The sequence below is a fragment of the Microlunatus parietis genome, from assembly GCF_013407955.1.
Classification (GTDB): domain Bacteria; phylum Actinomycetota; class Actinomycetes; order Propionibacteriales; family Propionibacteriaceae; genus Microlunatus; species Microlunatus parietis.
In genome coordinates this window covers 502,141-518,742 of the sequence record NZ_JACCBU010000001.1, presented here as the reverse complement: position 1 = coordinate 518,742, position 16,602 = coordinate 502,141, and the positions used below count along the sequence as shown (strand labels likewise).

Annotated in this window: 16 protein-coding genes; 9 read left to right on the top strand and 7 right to left on the bottom strand. The window is 70.0% G+C overall.

From position 1 onward, the window contains the following. The first annotated feature begins 369 nt into the window (after positions 1 to 369). Together BKA15_RS02535 and dnaE are read left to right on the top strand one after the other, a co-directional pair. On the top strand, positions 370 to 1,227 hold the full coding sequence (locus tag BKA15_RS02535; RefSeq protein ID WP_179747951.1) for an SDR family oxidoreductase: 858 nt from the start codon (positions 370 to 372) through the stop codon (positions 1,225 to 1,227). A gap of 289 nt (positions 1,228 to 1,516) precedes the next feature. Then, complete coding sequence (gene dnaE / locus BKA15_RS02530; protein WP_179747950.1) at positions 1,517 to 5,053, top strand: DNA polymerase III subunit alpha; 3,537 nt, start codon at positions 1,517 to 1,519, stop codon at positions 5,051 to 5,053. A 268-nt stretch (positions 5,054 to 5,321) separates the two neighbouring features. Here dnaE and BKA15_RS02525 read toward each other — a convergent pair whose 3' ends face one another. Next, a complete protein-coding gene (locus BKA15_RS02525) occupies positions 5,322 to 5,798 on the bottom strand; it encodes a hypothetical protein (RefSeq protein WP_179747949.1) in 477 nt (158 codons plus the stop codon). A 73-nt stretch (positions 5,799 to 5,871) separates the two neighbouring features. On the opposite strand from BKA15_RS02525, the gene BKA15_RS02520 reads away from it, so the two are divergent. Next, positions 5,872 to 6,438 (top strand): hypothetical protein, encoded by a 567-nt coding sequence (locus BKA15_RS02520; RefSeq protein ID WP_179747948.1) that lies wholly within the window; start codon positions 5,872 to 5,874, stop codon positions 6,436 to 6,438. Here the strand turns inward: BKA15_RS02520 and vapC are convergent. The 4 genes from vapC to ybaK are packed head-to-tail and all read right to left on the bottom strand — an operon-like array spanning position 6,427 to position 9,942. Continuing rightward, the gene (vapC, locus tag BKA15_RS02515; RefSeq protein WP_179747947.1) at positions 6,427 to 6,834 is read right to left on the bottom strand and encodes a type II toxin-antitoxin system VapC family toxin; all 408 of its coding nucleotides are present in this window, start codon (positions 6,832 to 6,834) and stop codon (positions 6,427 to 6,429) included. The two genes, BKA15_RS02520 and vapC, sit on opposite strands and share 12 nt — an antisense overlap. Positions 6,835 to 6,840: 6 nt before the next feature. After that, positions 6,841 to 7,038 carry a type II toxin-antitoxin system VapB family antitoxin gene (locus BKA15_RS02510; RefSeq protein WP_179747946.1) on the bottom strand — a complete coding sequence of 66 codons (198 nt, stop codon included), beginning with the start codon at positions 7,036 to 7,038 and terminating at the stop codon, positions 6,841 to 6,843. A gap of 20 nt (positions 7,039 to 7,058) precedes the next feature. Continuing rightward, on the bottom strand, positions 7,059 to 9,434 hold the full coding sequence (locus BKA15_RS02505; RefSeq protein WP_179747945.1) for an ATP-dependent DNA ligase: 2,376 nt from the start codon (positions 9,432 to 9,434) through the stop codon (positions 7,059 to 7,061). Between the two features lie 31 nt (positions 9,435 to 9,465). Continuing rightward, positions 9,466 to 9,942 carry a Cys-tRNA(Pro) deacylase gene (gene ybaK / locus BKA15_RS02500; protein ID WP_179747944.1) on the bottom strand — a complete coding sequence of 159 codons (477 nt, stop codon included), beginning with the start codon at positions 9,940 to 9,942 and terminating at the stop codon, positions 9,466 to 9,468. A 60-nt stretch (positions 9,943 to 10,002) separates the two neighbouring features. On the opposite strand from ybaK, the gene BKA15_RS02495 reads away from it, so the two are divergent. The 3 genes from BKA15_RS02495 to BKA15_RS02485 all read left to right on the top strand — a co-directional run bounded on the left by BKA15_RS02495 (position 10,003) and on the right by BKA15_RS02485 (position 12,399). Further along, on the top strand, positions 10,003 to 10,665 hold the full coding sequence (locus tag BKA15_RS02495) for a hypothetical protein (protein ID WP_179747943.1): 663 nt from the start codon (positions 10,003 to 10,005) through the stop codon (positions 10,663 to 10,665). Positions 10,666 to 11,527: 862 nt separating this feature from the next. Then, positions 11,528 to 11,746 carry a hypothetical protein gene (locus tag BKA15_RS02490; RefSeq protein ID WP_179747942.1) on the top strand — a complete coding sequence of 73 codons (219 nt, stop codon included), beginning with the start codon at positions 11,528 to 11,530 and terminating at the stop codon, positions 11,744 to 11,746. Between the two features lie 86 nt (positions 11,747 to 11,832). Continuing rightward, positions 11,833 to 12,399 carry an ArsR/SmtB family transcription factor gene (locus BKA15_RS02485; protein WP_179747941.1) on the top strand — a complete coding sequence of 189 codons (567 nt, stop codon included), beginning with the start codon at positions 11,833 to 11,835 and terminating at the stop codon, positions 12,397 to 12,399. Here the strand turns inward: BKA15_RS02485 and BKA15_RS02480 are convergent, their stop codons facing one another. Both BKA15_RS02480 and BKA15_RS02475 read right to left on the bottom strand, forming a co-directional pair. Continuing rightward, the gene (locus BKA15_RS02480) at positions 12,400 to 12,714 is read right to left on the bottom strand and encodes a branched-chain amino acid transport AzlD family protein (protein WP_179747940.1); all 315 of its coding nucleotides are present in this window, start codon (positions 12,712 to 12,714) and stop codon (positions 12,400 to 12,402) included. Next, positions 12,711 to 13,433, bottom strand: coding sequence for an AzlC family ABC transporter permease (locus BKA15_RS02475; RefSeq protein ID WP_179747939.1), 723 nt, complete (start codon positions 13,431 to 13,433; stop codon positions 12,711 to 12,713). Before BKA15_RS02475 ends, BKA15_RS02480 begins: the two co-directional genes overlap by 4 nt. A 114-nt stretch (positions 13,434 to 13,547) precedes the next feature. Between BKA15_RS02475 and hisD the strand changes: the two genes are divergently transcribed. Genes hisD through hisB form a run of 3 tightly spaced genes read left to right on the top strand, consistent with a single transcriptional unit; the run spans position 13,548 to position 16,602 of the window. Beyond that, complete coding sequence (gene hisD, locus BKA15_RS02470; protein ID WP_179758186.1) at positions 13,548 to 14,855, top strand: histidinol dehydrogenase; 1,308 nt, start codon at positions 13,548 to 13,550, stop codon at positions 14,853 to 14,855. Continuing rightward, the gene (locus BKA15_RS02465; protein ID WP_179747938.1) at positions 14,852 to 15,973 is read left to right on the top strand and encodes a histidinol-phosphate transaminase; all 1,122 of its coding nucleotides are present in this window, start codon (positions 14,852 to 14,854) and stop codon (positions 15,971 to 15,973) included. The genes hisD and BKA15_RS02465 overlap by 4 nt, the downstream gene beginning before the upstream one ends. Beyond that, positions 15,970 to 16,602 (top strand): imidazoleglycerol-phosphate dehydratase HisB, encoded by a 633-nt coding sequence (hisB, locus tag BKA15_RS02460; protein ID WP_179747937.1) that lies wholly within the window; start codon positions 15,970 to 15,972, stop codon positions 16,600 to 16,602. The genes BKA15_RS02465 and hisB overlap by 4 nt, the downstream gene beginning before the upstream one ends.

Sequence of the window (16,602 nt, the reverse complement as noted above, 5' to 3'; positions counted from 1 at the left end):
CGGCGCGCCCCCGGCGTACGTTTGGCCTTCGGGTCCCAGCGACCAGTTGGAGATGTGTCCGCCGTCGTACGCGCTCTGCACCACGTTGTTGAAGAACCGGTCGCCGTACGACGCGCACTGCCGGAACGCGGTGGGGTTTTCGAGCGCACAGTCCCGGTCGCAGAACTCGCCGCGGTAGTACGAGATCCGGCCCGTCCGGGTGAACGTGTTGTGCTGCCGGGGTCGCGGACCATGGGCCGATGGCCGAGGTAGGGCAACCCCGAGTCGCGATCAGGTACTGCACGCAATGCCAGTGGTTGACGGAATAGTCGCCCACCTCCCGGGGTTTGTTGATTCGTCAAGTACTCGACGAACTGAGGAGACAGGCCGATGACGATTGCGGTGACCGGGGCGACCGGACAACTGGGTGGGCTGGTGCTCGAGGCGCTGACGGAGCGCGGACAGCGTGTTGACGACCTGGTCGCGGTGGTCCGCGATCCGGCGCGGGCGGCGAAGCTCGCCGAGCGGGGGATCGAGGTGCGGACCGCCGACTACGGCGACCCGGACGCCCTGCTGAAGGCGTTCCAGGGCGTCGGGCGGCTACTCTTCGTCTCCGGCAGCGAGCCTGGCCGGCGGCTGGAGCAGCACCGCAACGTGGTGGACGCGGCCGTCGCCGCGGGCGTCGGGCACCTCGTCTACACCAGCGCCCCGCACGCCGACACGAGCGACCTGGTGCTGGCGCCGGACCACCGGGCGACCGAGGAGTTGATCAAGGAATCGGGGCTGCCGGCGACCATTCTGCGGAACAATTGGTACACCGAGAACTACGCCGCCCAACTGGACGAGGCCCGCAACACGGGGGCGATCACGGCGGCCGCGGGGGAGGGCCGGGTCGCCTCCGCCGCCCGGGCCGACTACGCCGCCGCGGCCGCGGTCGTGCTGACCGGAGATGATCATGAAGGCCAGGTGTACGAGCTCGCCGGCGACACCGCCTGGACCTACGCGGAACTGGGCGCCGCGGTCGGCGAGGTGATCGGCCGCGAGGTGGTCTACCGGCCCGTCGCGCCGGCCGAGCTGACCCGGAAGTTGATCACCGCCGGACTCGACGAGCCGACCGCCGGCTTCGTCGCGGCGCTGGACGCCAACATCGCCGCCGGCGCCCTTGCCGACACCGGCGACCGGACGCTGAGCCGCCTCCTCGGCCGCCCCACGACGCCGCTCCTGGAGGGCCTCCGCCCGCTCGCCTGAGCACTGTGTCCTGAGCCTGTCGAAGGGCTCAACCGGGTCGTGGCCTGCCCTTCCGCCTTGCTCAGCGAACGTCGGGTCGAGACTGTCGGTGCCTGTCCGTGCGCGGAGCGGAGCGGGGGATCTGAAGGGGGTCGTCCCCCTTCACTCAACACTGTCAGTGCCGTGCGATGGACTGTCGGCGGCGTGCCTCCTGAGGGTGCGTTCCGAGAGGGCATAAGGTGTGTGTCCGAGCCGAACTTCCCCACGGCCGGCGCCGCGTACTTCGAGTATTGGAGGAAGGTTTCAGGTCATGGCGGGAACCACGGCGGCAGCGGGTCAGGACAGCTTCGTTCACCTCCATGTGCACACCGAGTTCTCGATGCTGGACGGGGCCGCCCGGATCGGCGATCTGTTCGCGGGAGCGGAGCGGATGGGCATGCCGGCGCTGGCGGTCACCGACCACGGGATGCTGCACGGGGCGTACGAGTTCTACAAGCAGTCCAAGAACTACCCGGTGAAGCCGATCATCGGCATCGAGGCGTATGTGACGCCGAAGACGCACCGCAGCGAGCGGAAGCGGGTCCGCTGGGGCGACGGCGGCGGCGACGACGTCTCGGGCGGTGGCGCGTTCACCCACATGACGATCCTGTCCGAGACCACCGAGGGCATGCACAACCTGTTCCGGCTGGGCTCCCGGGCCTCGCTGGAGGGCTACTTCTACAAGCCGCGGATGGACCGCGAGCTGCTGTCGGAGTACTCGAAGGGCCTGATCGCCACCACCGGCTGCCCGTCCGGCGAGGTGCAGACGTACCTCCGGCTCGGCAAGTACGACGAGGCGATCGCCAGCGCCGCCGAGTTCCGCGACATCTTCGGCGCCGGCAACTACTTCGTCGAGATCATGGACCACGGGCTGACCCTGGAGAAGCGGGTCCGGGAGGACCTGCTCAAGATCTCCCGCGAGCTCAAGCTGCCGCTGGTCGCCACGAACGACCTGCACTACTCGACGCCCGACGACGCGGCCGCGCACGAGGTGCTGCTTTGCGTCCAGACCGGCGCGACGATGGCCGACGCGAACCGGTTCAAGCTGGACGGCAACGGCTACTACCTGAAGTCGCCGGCCGAGATGCGCGAGGTGTTCAAGGAACTGCCGGAGGCCTGCGACAACACGCTGGCCATCGCCGAGCGGTGCGAGATCGCCTTCACCGAGGGCGAGGGCCGGTTCATGCCGCGCTATCCGTGCCCGCCCGGCGAGGACGAGATCTCCTGGTATCTCAAGGAGGTCGAGAAGGGCCTGAAGTTCCGCTACCCGAACGGGATCACCGACGAGATCCGCAAGCGCGCGGACTACGAGAACGAGGTGATCATCCAGAAGGGGTACCCGGGCTACTACCTGGTGGTCGCCGACTTCATGCAGTGGGCCAAGGACCGGGGCATCCGGACCGGCGTGCGGGGGTCGGGCGCGGGCTCGCTGACCGCGTACGCGATGCGGATCACCGATCTCGATCCGCTCGAATACAAGTTGACCTTCGAACGCTTCCTGAACCCGGAGCGGGACTCGCCGCCCGACTTCGATGTGGACTTCGACGAGCGTCGGCGGGGCGAGGTGATCCGGTACGTCACCGAGAAGTACGGCGACGACCGGGTGGCCCAGATCGCGACGTACGGCACGATCAAGGCGAAGCAGGCGGTCAAGGACGCGTCCCGGGTGCTCGGCTACCCGTTCGCGATGGGTGACCGGATCACGAAGGCGATGCCGCCGCCCGTGATGGGCAAGGACGTGCCGCTGAAGAAGCTGTTCGACGAGTCCCACCCGCGGTACGCGGAGGGCGGCGAGTTCCGGCAGCTCTATCAGCAGGACAACGACATCCAGCGGGTGGTCGACACCGCCCAGGGCCTGGAGGGACTGATCCGGCAGTCCGGCGTGCACGCGGCCGGCGTGATCATGTCCTCGGACCCGCTGCTGGACATCATCCCGATCATGAAACGGGAGGCCGACGGCGCGATCATCACGCAGTTCGACTACCCGTCCTGCGAGGCGCTCGGCCTGGTCAAGATGGACTTCCTGGGTCTGCGCAACCTGACCGTGCTGGGCGACGCGGTGGAGAACGTGAAGCTCAACCGGGGCATCCAGCTCGATCTCGACGAGCTCGGCCAGGACCCGACGGACGAGAAGGCCTACCAGCTGCTCAGCCGGGGCGACACGCTCGGCGTGTTCCAGCTGGACTCCGGCGGCACCCGGTCGTTGCTGCGGCTGATGCAGCCGCGGCGGATCCAGGACATCATGGCGACGATCGCCCTGTACCGTCCGGGCCCGATGGGGATCAACTCCCACGTCAACTACGCGCTGCGGCGCAGCGGCCAGCAGGAGATCGTCTACCCGCACCCCGAGGTGGTCGACGCCCTCAAGCCTGTGATCGAGGACAACTTCGGGCTGATCGTCTATCAGGAGGACGTGATCGAGGTCGCCCGGCACCTGGCCGGGTACACGCTGGGCCGCGCGGACATGCTGCGCCGGGCGATGGGCAAGAAGAAGAAGGAAGTCCTCGACGCCGAGTACGCGCCGTTCGCCGCCGGCATGAAGGAGCGCGGCTTCTCCGACGATGCGGTGAAGGCGGTCTGGGACGCCCTGATGCCGTTCGCCGACTACGGGTTCGGCAAGGCGCACGCGGCGGCGTACGGTCAGGTGTCCTACTGGACGGCGTACCTGAAGGCGAACTACCCCGCCGAATACATGGCGGCCGTGCTCACCTCGGTGAAGGACGACAAGGACAAGATGGCGATCTATCTGTCCGAGTGCCGCCGGATGGGGATCAAGGTGCTGCCGCCGGACGTGAACGAGTCGGAGCACAACTTCACCCCGGTCGGGTCCGACATCCGGTTCGGCCTGACCGCCATCCGCAACGTCGGCGCCAACGTGGTCGACGACATCGTCGCCTCCCGGGAGCAGAAGGGGAAGGCGGCCACCTTCTACGACTACCTTGATCACATCGGCCAGATCGCCTGCAACAAGCGGGTCACCGAGTCGTTGATCAAGGCCGGCGCGTTCGATTCGATGGGGCACAGCCGGCGTGCGCTGATGTCGATCTACGAGAACGCGGTCGACAGCGTGATCGACATCAAGCGCAACTCGGCGCACGGCCAGGACGACCTGTTCGGCGATCTCGGCGGCGACGACCCGGTGCTCGGCGGGACCGTGCCGGACCTGGAGGACTGGGACAAGACGACCAAGCTGGCGTTCGAGCGCGAGATGCTCGGGTTGTACGTCAGCGACCACCCGCTGCAGGGCCTGGAACACATCCTGTCCGCCGAACGCGATCTCAGCATCGCCGGACTACTGGCCGACGACGGTCCGCGCGAGGGCATGATCACGATCTGCGGCATGATCACCAACATCACCCGGAAGACGACCAAGCGGGGCGACATCTGGGCCGTGATCACGGTGGAGGACCTGGAGGCCTCGATCGAGGTGCTGCTCTTCCCGAAGGCGTACGACCTCGTGTCGACGGTGCTGGCCACCGACACCGTGGTCAAGGTGAAGGGCCGGGTCAAGGTCGACGACGACAGCATCGCGCTGACCGGCCAGGAACTGACCCTGCCCGACGTGACCGACGCGCCGTCCGGGCCGGTGGTGATCTCCTTGCCTGCGGTGCGCTGCACGCCGCCGGTGGTCGAGCAGCTCCGCGCCGTGCTCACCTCACACCCGGGCGGCACCGAGGTGCGGCTCAAGCTGGTGTCGTCCGGCAAGACCACGCTGATGCGGCTTGATCAACAACTCCGGGTGAATCCGTCCCAGCCGCTCATGGCGGACTTGAAAGCACTCCTCGGGCCTTCCTGCTTGGCATCGTGACGGTGTGGATGCCGCCCGGAGGGTCGGGGGTAGCGGTGCGCGGGCAACCAGTCGCGCGCGGTGATCTTGTGCCGCTGCCGCGATTCGGTGTGCGCGCGACGGCCAGTCCCATCCACGCCCGCGCACCGCTACCCCCGACCCTCCGGGCTCCGGGTCGAGAGGTGCCGGAAGGCCCTCGAGTGCGGAGGGGTTGGATCCACGCGAGTTGGTGCCGTTTGAGTTGGTGCCGCGCGTTGATTCGAGTGTCTGCGGGTCCGGGCGTGAGCGATTACCAGGGTAGGTCTTGGGTGTGGTCGATCACCGCGGTCGGAAGCTTGATCGTTCGGTTCTCGACCAGGAGCGGTTCGGAATCGGTGTCTTCGTGCCAGCGGAGGTGGCCGATCGGGCCGGGGGTGCTGGCCCGCGGGCCGAGCCAGTCCAGGAAGGCTCGGAGGGCGGGGAACTGGTCGGGGTGGAGATCTTGGCGGGCCGTGAGGTGCCAGCCGTCCGGGGATCGGGAGGTCAGGGCGGCTTCGGACGCGTCGGGTTCGGCGGCGAACAGGGGTTGCGGGTCGTCCGTCTGCCATTCGCAGTCCGGGTCGGTGGGGTCGCCGAGCGGGAACGCGGGGAGGAACCGGTCGGTGCCGAGGACCAGCCGGTCCGGCTGCGGGGTCTCACCGACGTGCCAGCGAAGTTCGGCCAGCTCGTCGCCGGTCAGCGTGGGTACAAGATCAACATCGAGGATCAGTTCGTACAGGTCGGCCACGTGATGATCCTAGGACGGTGGCCTCCGGCGCGTACCCGATCGGTCCGGGGGCCGGGCGCATAGACTCACCCGCGTGCCAGCACGTCGGGCGATGGAAACACGGCGGGATCGACGGCGCCGGGCTCTGCGCTGGATTCTCGGTTACGCCGCGCTCTGTGTTGCCCTCGGGCTGCTGACCGGGGTGCTCTGGGCGCGGATCACGCCGCTGGCCACCTACCAGGTCGCCGCGGACGCGTCCGCGTCGATGCCCGAGCGGCAGCTGGTGGAGATCGTCGCCGGCGATGCGTACTTCGTGATGATCGGCTTCGTCGTCGGGCTGGGGCTCGGGGTGATCGGGTGGCGCTGGCTCGGCCGGCTGGGCTGGACCTCGGTTCTGATCACCGTGCTCGGGGTGTCCCTGACCGCGCTGATGTGCTTCCTGGTCGGCGGAATCCTCGGGCCGCACGACTTCGAGTCCCGGCTGGCCGCTGCCCGGCCCGGTGACCGGGTGCCGATCGACCTCACCCTGCGAACCCCGATCGCATTCCTCGCCTGGGCGTTCGGCGGCGTCATCCCGCTGCTGCTGGCGTCCTCGCTGGTCCGCGATCCGGAGGAGCCGAGGCCGCTGCTGCCGCGCCGGGCCGCGCGGTCAGGGCGTTAGGTCGATCATGGGGAGTTCAGACACGACTTCGCCGATCCGGGCGAAGTCGATGTCCCGGTGCACCAGGGTGGCTCCAACTCGTTCGGCGATCGCGACGATGAGGCAGTCGGTGCCGGATCTGATGGTGTGACCCCGGAGCCGGACGGACCGGTAGATCGTGGCTGCGGAGTCGAAATCTTGCTCGACCACGGGGACCGGCCGCGCGAGATCCATGGCATCACGAGCCAAGGGATACTCCTCCGAACTCGCTCCGCGCAGGAGCTCCATCCGGATGGGACCGCAGGTCGCGATCTCGGCATCGTCGAAGTCTCCGAGTGTGGCGGCGTAACGAATCATGTCATCGTCGCCCCTGAACCAACTGACCCAAACCGAGGTGTCTAGCAGATGCGTAACCATCGAGGTTCAGGACGCTTCTTCGATCTCCTCGTTACTCAGGGCATATCCGATCCCGCGGTATTTGAGCAGATCTTTGTAGGTCATCGGCTTCCGGACGGTCTTGCGTAAGGCGAACTCAACCGCCTCGCGTTTCGTCTTCAAGTCGTTCTGTTCCATCACTGTGGCTACAAGATCATCATCGATGTCGATATTGGTGCGAGTCATGCACCAACAATACACAAGGGCTATGTCTTTCCCTCGACCACGACGTCATCCGGGGTCTTGTCCGGCCGCCAGCCGCGCCAGACCGGGTGCCAGAGCAGTCCGGGCTCGGTCCAGCCGGCGTACTCCACCTCACCGACCAGCACCGGTTCCACCCAGTGCACGCTGCGCGGTTCCTCGGCCGGCACCGCGGGCAACGGAGTCTTGGCCAGTTCGAGCGGGGTGAGCAACTCCATCGCAAGATCAAGATCGGCGTCGCCGAGTCCGCTGCCGGCGGCGCCGACGTAGCGCAGCCCGCCGCCGTCCGGTACGGCGAGCACCAGGGCGCCGATGCTGCCGCCCCGGCGGCCCTGCCCCTCGCGCCAGCCGACGACGATCACCTCCTGGTGCCGGCGGTGTTTGATCTTGAGCCAGGTGCTGGCCCGGCGGCCCTTGAGATACGTCGAGGTACGGCGCTTCGCGACGACGCCCTCCAGCCCCATCGCCTCGCTCACCTCGAGCGCCGTTTCAAGATCACCGTCGAAGGCCGGCGGCACCTGGATCCGCGGATCGGCGCCGGTCAACAGCTCGGTGAGCTGCTCCCGGCGTTCGGTGTACGGGGTGCGCAGCAGGGACCGGTCGTCGACCATGATCAGATCGAAGGCGACCAGCTGGACCGGGACGCTGGACCGCAGCCGGGCCACGTCGGCGGGCTTGCTCACGTTGATCCGGTGCTGCAGCCGGCTGAAGCTCGGTCGCCCGTCGGCGTCCAGGGCGACGATCTCGCCGTCCAGGATGGTCTGGTCGGTGTCGAGCTTGGCGCAGGCCTCGGCGATCTCCGGGTACGTCGCCGTGACCTCGAGCCCACGCCGGCTGTACAGCTTGACCTGGCCGCCGCCGAGGCAGGCGATCACCCGTACCCCGTCCCACTTCATCTCGAACGCCCAGTCGTCGGCGTTGCCGAAGTCGCCGACCGCGGCCAGGCCGGCCGTCATCGGCGTCACCGGCTCCGGCAGCGGGCCGGTGGCCTCCGGCGGCTGGTCCTGCAGCTTGGCCGCCGACTCCGGCTTCATCAGGTGGATCAGCCACTGGTTGTCCGGCCGGTCGCCGCCGCCGGTGTGGATCAGGGCGTACGTCCGCGGGCTGTCCAGCCCGCCGCCGTCCCGCCCGGTCAGGGTGGCGATCACCTCCTTGCCGTCGCGCCACTTGTGCTCGACGTAGCTGCCGGAGTCCCAGATCGTCACCTCGCCGCCGCCGTACTCGCCGGCCGGGATGGAGCCCTCGAAGCTGCCGTACTCCAGCGGATGATCTTCGGTCTGGACGGCCAGGTGGTTGGTGTCGGGGTTGGTCGGCACCCCCTTCGGCAGCGCCCAGCTGACCAGCACGCCGTCGCGCTCCAGCCGGAAGTCCCAGTGCAGCCGCCGCGCGTGGTGCTCCTGGATCACGAAGGAGCGGCCGCCGGACTCGACCGGGGGAGTGCTCGGCACCGGTTCCGGGGTCTTGGCCGCGTCGCGCATGCTGCGGTAGGTGCTGAGCCGGTCCTTCCGCTCCTCCGGCGGGACCAACTCGGTCAGCGGATCGGGTTGATCGAGCCGGGCCAGCACCTGGTGGTAGTCCAGATGATCAAGGTCCGGATCGTCCAGCTCGGCCCAGGTGCGGGGTGCGGCGACCATCGGCCGCGGCCGGCCGCGCAGCGAGTACGGGCAGATGGTGGTCTTGGCAGCGTTGTTCTGGCTCCAGTCGACGAACACCTTGCCGGGTCGGAGCGACTTCTTCATCTGGCTGGTGACCAGGTCCGGGTTGGTCGACTCCAGGGCCCGGGCCAGCTCGCGGGCCAAGGTACTGGCGCCGTCCGAGGTCACATCGCCGGCCAGCGTCGCGTACAGGTGCATGCCCTTGCTGCCGCTGGTCACCGGCACCGCGGTCAGCCCGATCCCGGCCAGCAGGTCCCGCAGCTGCCGGGCCACCTCGGCACACTCGGCCAGCCCGACGCCGGGACCCGGATCGAGGTCGAGCACCAGGCGGTCGGGGTGGCCGGGCTTTCCCTTGTCGTCGAACCGCCACTGCGGCACATGCAATTCCAACGCCGCGTACTGCGCCATCTGGGTCAGCGAGGCGAGCGAGTCGATGATCGGATAGTTGTTCACGCCGTCGCTGTGGGTGATGCCCTGCCGGGTGATCCAGTCCGGGGTGCCGGAATCGAGATTCTTGGTGAAGAAGACGATCTCCGGGTCGCGTTCGGTGCCGACGCCGTTGGGCCAGCGCTTCCGGGTTGCCGGCCGGCTCGCCAGCTGGGGCAGGATCCGGTCGGCGATCTCGGTGTAATAGAGCAGCACCTCGCCCTTGGTCGTCCCGGTCTCGGGATACAGCACCTTGTCGAGGTTGGTCAGCCGGACCTGGTGCCCGTCGATCACCACCATCCCGCCATTCTTGCCGACCGGCGCCGTACGGTCAGTGAGCGATGGCCGCGAAGGCGCCCTTCGTGGCGGTCCGGAGGTCGGCCGGAGCGAGCTCCAGTTGCAGGCCGCGCTTGCCGGCGGACACGAAGATCGTCGGGTACGACTCCGCGGAGGCGTCGATCAGCACCGGCAGCGGCCGGCGCGACCCGAGCGGCGAGATGCCGCCGACCACCGAACCGGTCAGCCGGGCCGCGGCCTCGGGATCGGCCATCGTCGCCTTCTTCGCCCCCCGAGCGGCCGCCAGCGCCTTCAGGTCCAGCTGCCTGGCCACCGGGACGACCGCCAGCACCGAGGTGCCGGACACGTCGGCGACGAGGGTCTTGAAGATGCGGAGCGGGTCGACGCCGAGCGCCGCAGCGGCCTCGTCGCCGTACCCGGTCGTCGCGGGGTCGTGCTCGTACGGGTGCAACGTGAAGTCGATCTTGGCCCTGCTCAGCAGGGCGGTGGCCGGGGTGCCGCCGGTCGCCATGCGTGTCCTCCTCTGTCCGCCGGTCACCTTCGCACAGCCGGGGCGGGGTAGCCTCGGCGGGTGCCCGACCCCGACCACGAACCCGGCCTGAGCATCGGCCCGGGCCACGGGTCCGAGCCGGACTCCGACTCGGACGGCCGGGAGCCGCAGCGCGGCCAGGTGGCGCTGGTGCTCGGCGTGGTCGCGGCGGTCCTGCTCGCGGCGGCCGGCTTCGTCGTCGTACGCGATCTGACCAGCCCGGACACCGCCGACGAGTCCGTCCCGTCGGCGCCGGCCGCAACGGCGCCGGGCCGGGTGGAGACCGAGCCCGGTGGACGGGAGCCGCTGCCCGAGGGCTGCCGATCGCCGAGTGCCTCGCCCTCGCCACTGGCCAGCGAGGTGGCCGCGCGGCAGCTGTGTCAGCGTTTCGGCGACCGGCTGCGCCAGGACACCCGGGCGATGTTCGACTGCACGATCGACGACCGCGTCGAGGACTGCCGCCCCGCCGCCCGCCGAGCCTGGACCACCCTCGCCGCACTCCGCCAGGACCCGGCCTACGCGAAGGCCCAGGTGGTGCTGACCGACGCGGTCGCGCTGGCCGACGAGAACGGCCGGCAGTACCTCGGCCGGACCTGCACCGGCCGCAACGATCCGCAGGACGAGACCGCGATCGACTGCAACGCCGGCTACGCCACCTTCGGCCTGGGCCTCAGCACCCTGGAACTCCGCCTCCGCTCCTCCTGATCCGCCGACCGGTCACCAAAGCAGGCGTTCTTGCGGCGTGTCGCTGCACTTGTGACCGGTCGATTCGGGGCGGTGGGGCTTGGGGTCGATCTGCGCGCCCGGTTGCCGTCAGTCGGGAGCCGGTGCGGGTGTTGGGCCGAGGTCGGCGTGCTGCCGCGTCCGGTGCGGCCGGGGCATCGGAGTGGCGGTGCGGCGTGGGGATGCGGTCGCGGGCGGGGCGGCGAGGGATGGTGCTTCGGACGTGCGGGCGTCCCACCGGCGGGCAGAGTTCGGTCTGCCGGTGCGGGGTGTCGCGTTGCGTGTGCGGCAGGGGCGGGCGGGGGTCGGTCCGAGTTGATGCCCGGGCGGTGCCCGGTGGGGCGGATTTCGGTCCGCGGGTGCGGGGTGTCGCGTCGTGGGTCCGGGCGGAGGCTTGCTGCGATCGGTCCGGGCTCGCGTCCGGGCGTCCAGTGGCTCAGGTAGTCCACTGGCTGGCAGGGATTCTGTTTGCCGGGGGCGAGGATGGTGTCGCGTCGTGGGGGCAGAGGCACGCGGGGCCGGTCAAAGGTTGGCGCGCGTCGTGGGTGGAGTTGGTGCGAGCCGGGCGGCGCGGGCCGGTGCCGAATCGGTCCTTTATCGCCGTGCGAGCAAGGCGTGCGACAGGGAGTGCCCGGCGGCCGGGTGCGTCTCCGACTGCGGGGAGTCCGCCGAGCGAGCGGCAGGATCGGGGCGTTGCCGCTCCTCACTGGCCGTGTGAACCGCCACGAGATCGGGTCGATCCTTCGCCGAGTGTGAGGTTACGACCACCTGAAATCGATCTCACCGGTCCGCAAGGTCACACTCGCGGCGCCCCTGGCGCGAGCCGGCCTGGGGTGGACTCGAGGTGGTAGGCCCTGGTCAGGAGGAGGGCGGCCCGGCGGCGGAGGCGTACGGCGCGGCGGTGGGCTCGGGCCTGGCGGCCGGACTCGCGGCGGAGGCGGAGGGCCTCGGCGAGGTGCCGGGCCTGGTCGGGATCTTGTCCGTCGGCGGCGCCGGGGTGAGGCAGGCCCAGGCGGGTGGTCAGCCACACTTCGTGCCCGTACACCATGATTCTCCAATCTGAAGCATCTCTTTCAGATATGAGCCTAGGAAGGCTCGGCTCCGCGGAGATGTCAAGCACTTCTTTCATATCTTCGTTAGGCTGGGTCCATGGGTGACGAGGACGAGGTTCAGGTCGAGCTCACCGACGCTCGGGCGATCCGGGCGATCGCGCACGAGGCTCGGCAGCGGGTGATCAACATCCTGTACGCGGAGCAGCGGCCGATGACCGCGACCCAGCTGGCCGGCCGCACCTCGCTCAGCCCGAGCGCGCTCAGCTACCACCTGCGTGCCCTGGAACGTTGGGGCGTCGTGGTACGGGACGAAGGGGGCGACGGGGACGGGCGGAACCGGCCGTGGCGGGCGGCCGGCACGGTGCTGGCGATCCGGGCCGGCCACGGGGCCGGCGACGCCGGCGCTGCCGACGCCCTGTTCGAGGCGATGCTGGACGATCACCGACAGCGGATCCGGCACCTGCGGACGCTGCCGGAGCAAGATCAGGAGGGGTTCACGTCGATGAGCGTCTCGACCTACTGGATGACCGACGACGAGGTCGCGGAGGTTCGGCGGGAGCTGGACCGGCTGCTGAAGTCCTACCGCGGCGACCGGCCGGTGGCGGGGGACGGGCGCCGCCGGATCGCGGTCACCTACTCCGTACTCCCGGTGGTCGAAGCATGATCAGAAGAAGATCAGCCGCAACACGGCGGTGACCGCGACCGCCACCACGAACACCACCAGCAGGCCGCGCTTCAAGATCAACATCAGTACCCCGGCGGCGAACCCGGCCAGCACCGGCCAGTCCACGGTGAACTGCCGGCCGCCGTCGAACAGCTCGGTGATCACCAGCGCCGACAGCATGGCGATCGGCAGGTAGTGGGCGATCCGCTGCACCCGCGGATGGTTGAGGACGGACTCCGGCAACGAAAGCCCGGCGAGCTTGAGCAGGTACGAACCGACGGCGGCGATGATCACGGCGACCCAGAGCGCGGTCATGCCGGCGCTCCCGGTGCCTCGGACCGATTCCGATCATGGCCAGGCGCGAAGCCGGCGACGACGGCGACGGCGGCGGCCGCGATCACCGGCACCCCGGTCGGCGCCAAGGGGATCAGCAGCAGGGCCAGCGCCGCCGCGCCGACAGCGGTCCAGCGGGCCCGCGGCCGGCGCAACGACGGCCAGAGCAGGGCCAGGAACACGGCAGGCGCGGCGGCATCGAGCCCGAACGTGGCCGGGTCGATCACGCTGCCGAGCAGGGCGCCGACCAGGCTGCCGCACTGCCACAGCGCGAAGAGGATCAGGCCGCTGGACCAGAAGGCGTACCGCTGGGTCGGCCGGTCCGGCTGCCCGGCGGCCATCGCGGTCGTCTCGTCGATGACGAAGTGCGCGGTCCAGAGCCGGGCCGGCCAGCGCGGCGCGAGCATCTCGGCGACCGGCACCCCGTAGAACGCGTTGCGGACGCCGAGCAGCAGGGCGGCCGGGATCGCGGCGAACGGGGTGCCGCCGGCCGCGACCACCCCGGCGAACGCGAACTGCGACGCGCCCGAGAACAACACCAGGCTGAGCACCATCGTCTGCGCCACGGAGAGTCCGGATCCCACCGACACCGCCCCGAACGAGGCGCCGAAGGCCCCCGCATAGAGGCCGATCGCGACGCCGGAGCGGATGATTCGCCCGCGCTGTCCGGGATCGGACGGTTCGGCGGCGGGCTCGGTCACCCAGCGGATTCTGGCAGACGGGTCCGTGCGGCCACGATGGGATATTGGCGAGGCGGATGCGGGCGGGCTCCGTAGAATCGGCCCGTGCCACAGACCTCACTGAACCTGCGCCGGATCGACCTCCGCGGCCGGTCCGCCCATGGCGAGGCGATCGACTACGGGTCGGTCGTGCCGCGCGCCGAGTTCGCCATCGAAGCCGCCGTCGAGGCGGTCCGGCCGATCGTCGAGGACGTCGCCGAGCGCGGCCTGCCCGCCCTGGAGAAGTTCTCCGAGGAATTCGATCATGTGGTGCCGCAACATTTCCGGGTGCCGGCGGCCGAATTGGCCCGGACCGCGTACGAGCTCGACAACGACCTGCGCGGCGCGTTCAACGAGTCGATCCGGCGCCGCCGCGAGGTGTGCGTGGTCGAGCGGGGCGAACCCGAGTCGATGATCGAACTGGCGCCCGGAGCCCGGGTCAGCCAGCGGCTGATCCCGGTCGACCGGGTCGGCCTCTACGTGCCCGGCGGTCGGGCCCCGCTGGCTTCCAGCGTGATCATGAACGTGGTCCCGGCTCAGGTTGCCGGGGTCGGCTCGATCGCGGTCGCGTCGCCGCCGCAGGCGGAGTTCGGTGGCCTGCCGCACCCGTCGATCCTGGCGGTCTGCCATCTGCTCGGCGTGACCGAGGTGTACGCGGTCGGCGGCTCCCAGGCGATCGCGATGTTCGGGTACGGGGTCGACGGCCTGTGCGAGCCGGTGAACGTGATCACCGGCCCGGGCAACAGCTACGTGGTCGCCGCGAAGCGGCTGCTCAAGGGCCGGGTCAGCATCGACGCGGAGGCCGGGCCGACCGAGATCGCCGTGCTCGCCGATCACACCGCGAACCCGCGGTTCGTGGCCGCGGACCTGATCTCCCAGGCCGAGCACGACCCGACGGCGGCATCGGTGTTGATCACTCCCGACGAGGCGCTGGCCGACGCCGTGACCGCGGAGCTGCAGCAGCAATTGCCGGCGACCAAGCACACCGACCGGATCCTCACCGCCCTGAACGGCCAGCAGTCCGGCGTCGTCCTGGTCGATGATCTTGATCAAGGAATCGCGGTGGCGAACGGCTACGCGGCCGAGCACCTGGAGATCCAGACCGAGGACGCGGCGGCGATCGCGAGCCGGATCCGCAACGCGGGCGCGATCTTCCTCGGCCCGTGGGCGCCGGTGTCGCTGGGCGACTACTCGGCCGGCAGCACCCACGTGCTGCCCACCGGCGGCTGCGCCTGCCACTCGGCCGGGCTGACCGTGCGCAGCTTCGTCAAGGCGGTGCACGTGATCGACTACACCGAGTCCGCGCTGGCCGAGATCGCCGGCCAGATCGAGAACTTCGCCAACGCGGAGGACCTGCCGTCGCACGGCGCGGCCGTGACGGTCCGGTTCCAGGACGACCGATGAACGCCCCGGCCCAGCCCGCCGCCACCGCGCCGGCCCGTCTCGATGATCTTCCGCTGCGGCCGGAACTGGTCGGCGAGGAGCCGTATGGTGCGCCGCAGCTGGACGTCCCGTATCGGCTGAACGTCAACGAGAACCCGTACTCACCGAGCGCGGCCGTGATCGCCGACATCGCCGCGGCCGCGGCGACCGCGGCGACCGCGGCGAACCGCTACCCGGACCGGGAGGCCCGGGCGCTTCGTGATGATCTTGCTCGCTATCTCGGCCACGGCCTGACCGCCGACGAGGTCTGGGCGGCGAACGGCAGCAACGAGGTGATGCTGCACGTGCTCGGCGCGTTCGGCGGGCCCGGCCGCAGCGTGCTGTCGTTCGCTCCGACGTACTCGATGTATCCGGAGTACGCCCGCGACACCCACACCACGTGGCTGGCCGCGCCGCGGGCCGACGACTTCACCATCGACCCGGACCAGGCGGTCGCGGCGATCGAGCAGCACCGTCCCGACGTCGTGTTCGTGACCAGCCCGAACAACCCGACCGGCACCGCCGTCGCGCTGTCCACGCTGGAGTTGATCATCGAGGCCGCGCCGGGCGTGGTCGTGGTCGACGAGGCCTACTACGAGTTCGCCCGAGCCGGAACGCCGAGCGCGCTCGAGCTGCTGCCCCGGTATCCGCGGCTGGCGGTGACCCGCACCATGTCCAAGGCGTTCGCGTTCGCGGGCGGGCGGCTGGGCTACCTGGCGGCGAGTCCGGCCTTCGTCGACGCGCTGCGGATCGTCCGGCTGCCGTACCACCTGTCGGCGGTCACCCAGGCCGTCGCCCGGGCGGCGCTGGCCCACGCCGACGAACTGCTGGCGCGGGTGGCCGACCTGCGCGACGCCCGGGACGACCTGGCCGCCTGGCTCGCCGGCCGCGGCTTCGAGGTCGCCGAGTCGGACGCGAACTTCATCCTGTTCGGCAAGTTCGCCGACCGGCACGCGGTGTGGCAGGGTCTGTTGGATCACGGTGTGCTGATCCGCGAGACCGGGCCGAAGGAGTGGCTCCGGGTCAGCGCCGGTACGCCGGAGGAGATGGCCGCATTCAAGGACGCCCTGGACCGGGTGACGAAGGAGCAGGGGACATGACCGACCGGACCGCGCAGATCGAACGGGAGACGTCCGAATCGTCGGTGAAGCTCAGCCTCAACCTGGACGGCACCGGCCGCTCCAACATCCTGACCGGGGTCGGCTTCTACGACCACATGCTGACCGCGTTCTCGAAGCACTCGCTGATCGACCTCGATGTGCACACGGTCGGTGACATCCACATCGACGCGCACCACACCGTCGAGGACACCGCGATCGTGCTCGGCCAGGCGATCCGGACCGCGCTCGGCGACAAGGCCGGGATCCGCCGGTTCGGCGACGCGCTGGTGCCGCTGGACGAGGCGCTGGCCCAGGCCGTCGTGGACGTGTCCGGGCGGCCGTACTGCGTGCACACGGGTGAGCCGGACGGCCAGGAGTACGTACGGATCGGCGGCGGGCCGGCGGGTTCGGCGGGCGGCACGGTCGCGTACACCGGATCGCTGACCCGGCACGTGTTGGAGACGCTCGCCTTCCACGCCCACCTCTGCCTGCACGTACGGGTGCTGGCCGGCCGCGACCCGCACCACATCGTCGAGGCCCAGTTCAAGGCGGTGGCGCGGGCGCTGCGGACCGCGATCGAGCCCGATCCACGGGTCACCGGCGTGCCGAGCACGAAGGGTGCGCTGTAG

Coding starts and splice junctions, on each gene's coding strand:
- BKA15_RS02535 (WP_179747951.1), top strand. CDS start 370: ATGACGATTGCGGTGACCGGGGCGACCGGACAACTGGGTGGGCTGGTG.
- dnaE (WP_179747950.1), top strand. CDS start 1,517: ATGGCGGGAACCACGGCGGCAGCGGGTCAGGACAGCTTCGTTCACCTC.
- vapC (WP_179747947.1), bottom strand. CDS start 6,834: ATGGTTACGCATCTGCTAGACACCTCGGTTTGGGTCAGTTGGTTCAGG.
- BKA15_RS02510 (WP_179747946.1), bottom strand. CDS start 7,038: ATGACTCGCACCAATATCGACATCGATGATGATCTTGTAGCCACAGTG.
- BKA15_RS02505 (WP_179747945.1), bottom strand. CDS start 9,434: ATGGTGGTGATCGACGGGCACCAGGTCCGGCTGACCAACCTCGACAAG.
- ybaK (WP_179747944.1), bottom strand. CDS start 9,942: ATGGCGACCGGCGGCACCCCGGCCACCGCCCTGCTGAGCAGGGCCAAG.
- BKA15_RS02485 (WP_179747941.1), top strand. CDS start 11,833: ATGGGTGACGAGGACGAGGTTCAGGTCGAGCTCACCGACGCTCGGGCG.
- BKA15_RS02480 (WP_179747940.1), bottom strand. CDS start 12,714: ATGACCGCGCTCTGGGTCGCCGTGATCATCGCCGCCGTCGGTTCGTAC.
- BKA15_RS02465 (WP_179747938.1), top strand. CDS start 14,852: ATGAACGCCCCGGCCCAGCCCGCCGCCACCGCGCCGGCCCGTCTCGAT.
- hisB (WP_179747937.1), top strand. CDS start 15,970: ATGACCGACCGGACCGCGCAGATCGAACGGGAGACGTCCGAATCGTCG.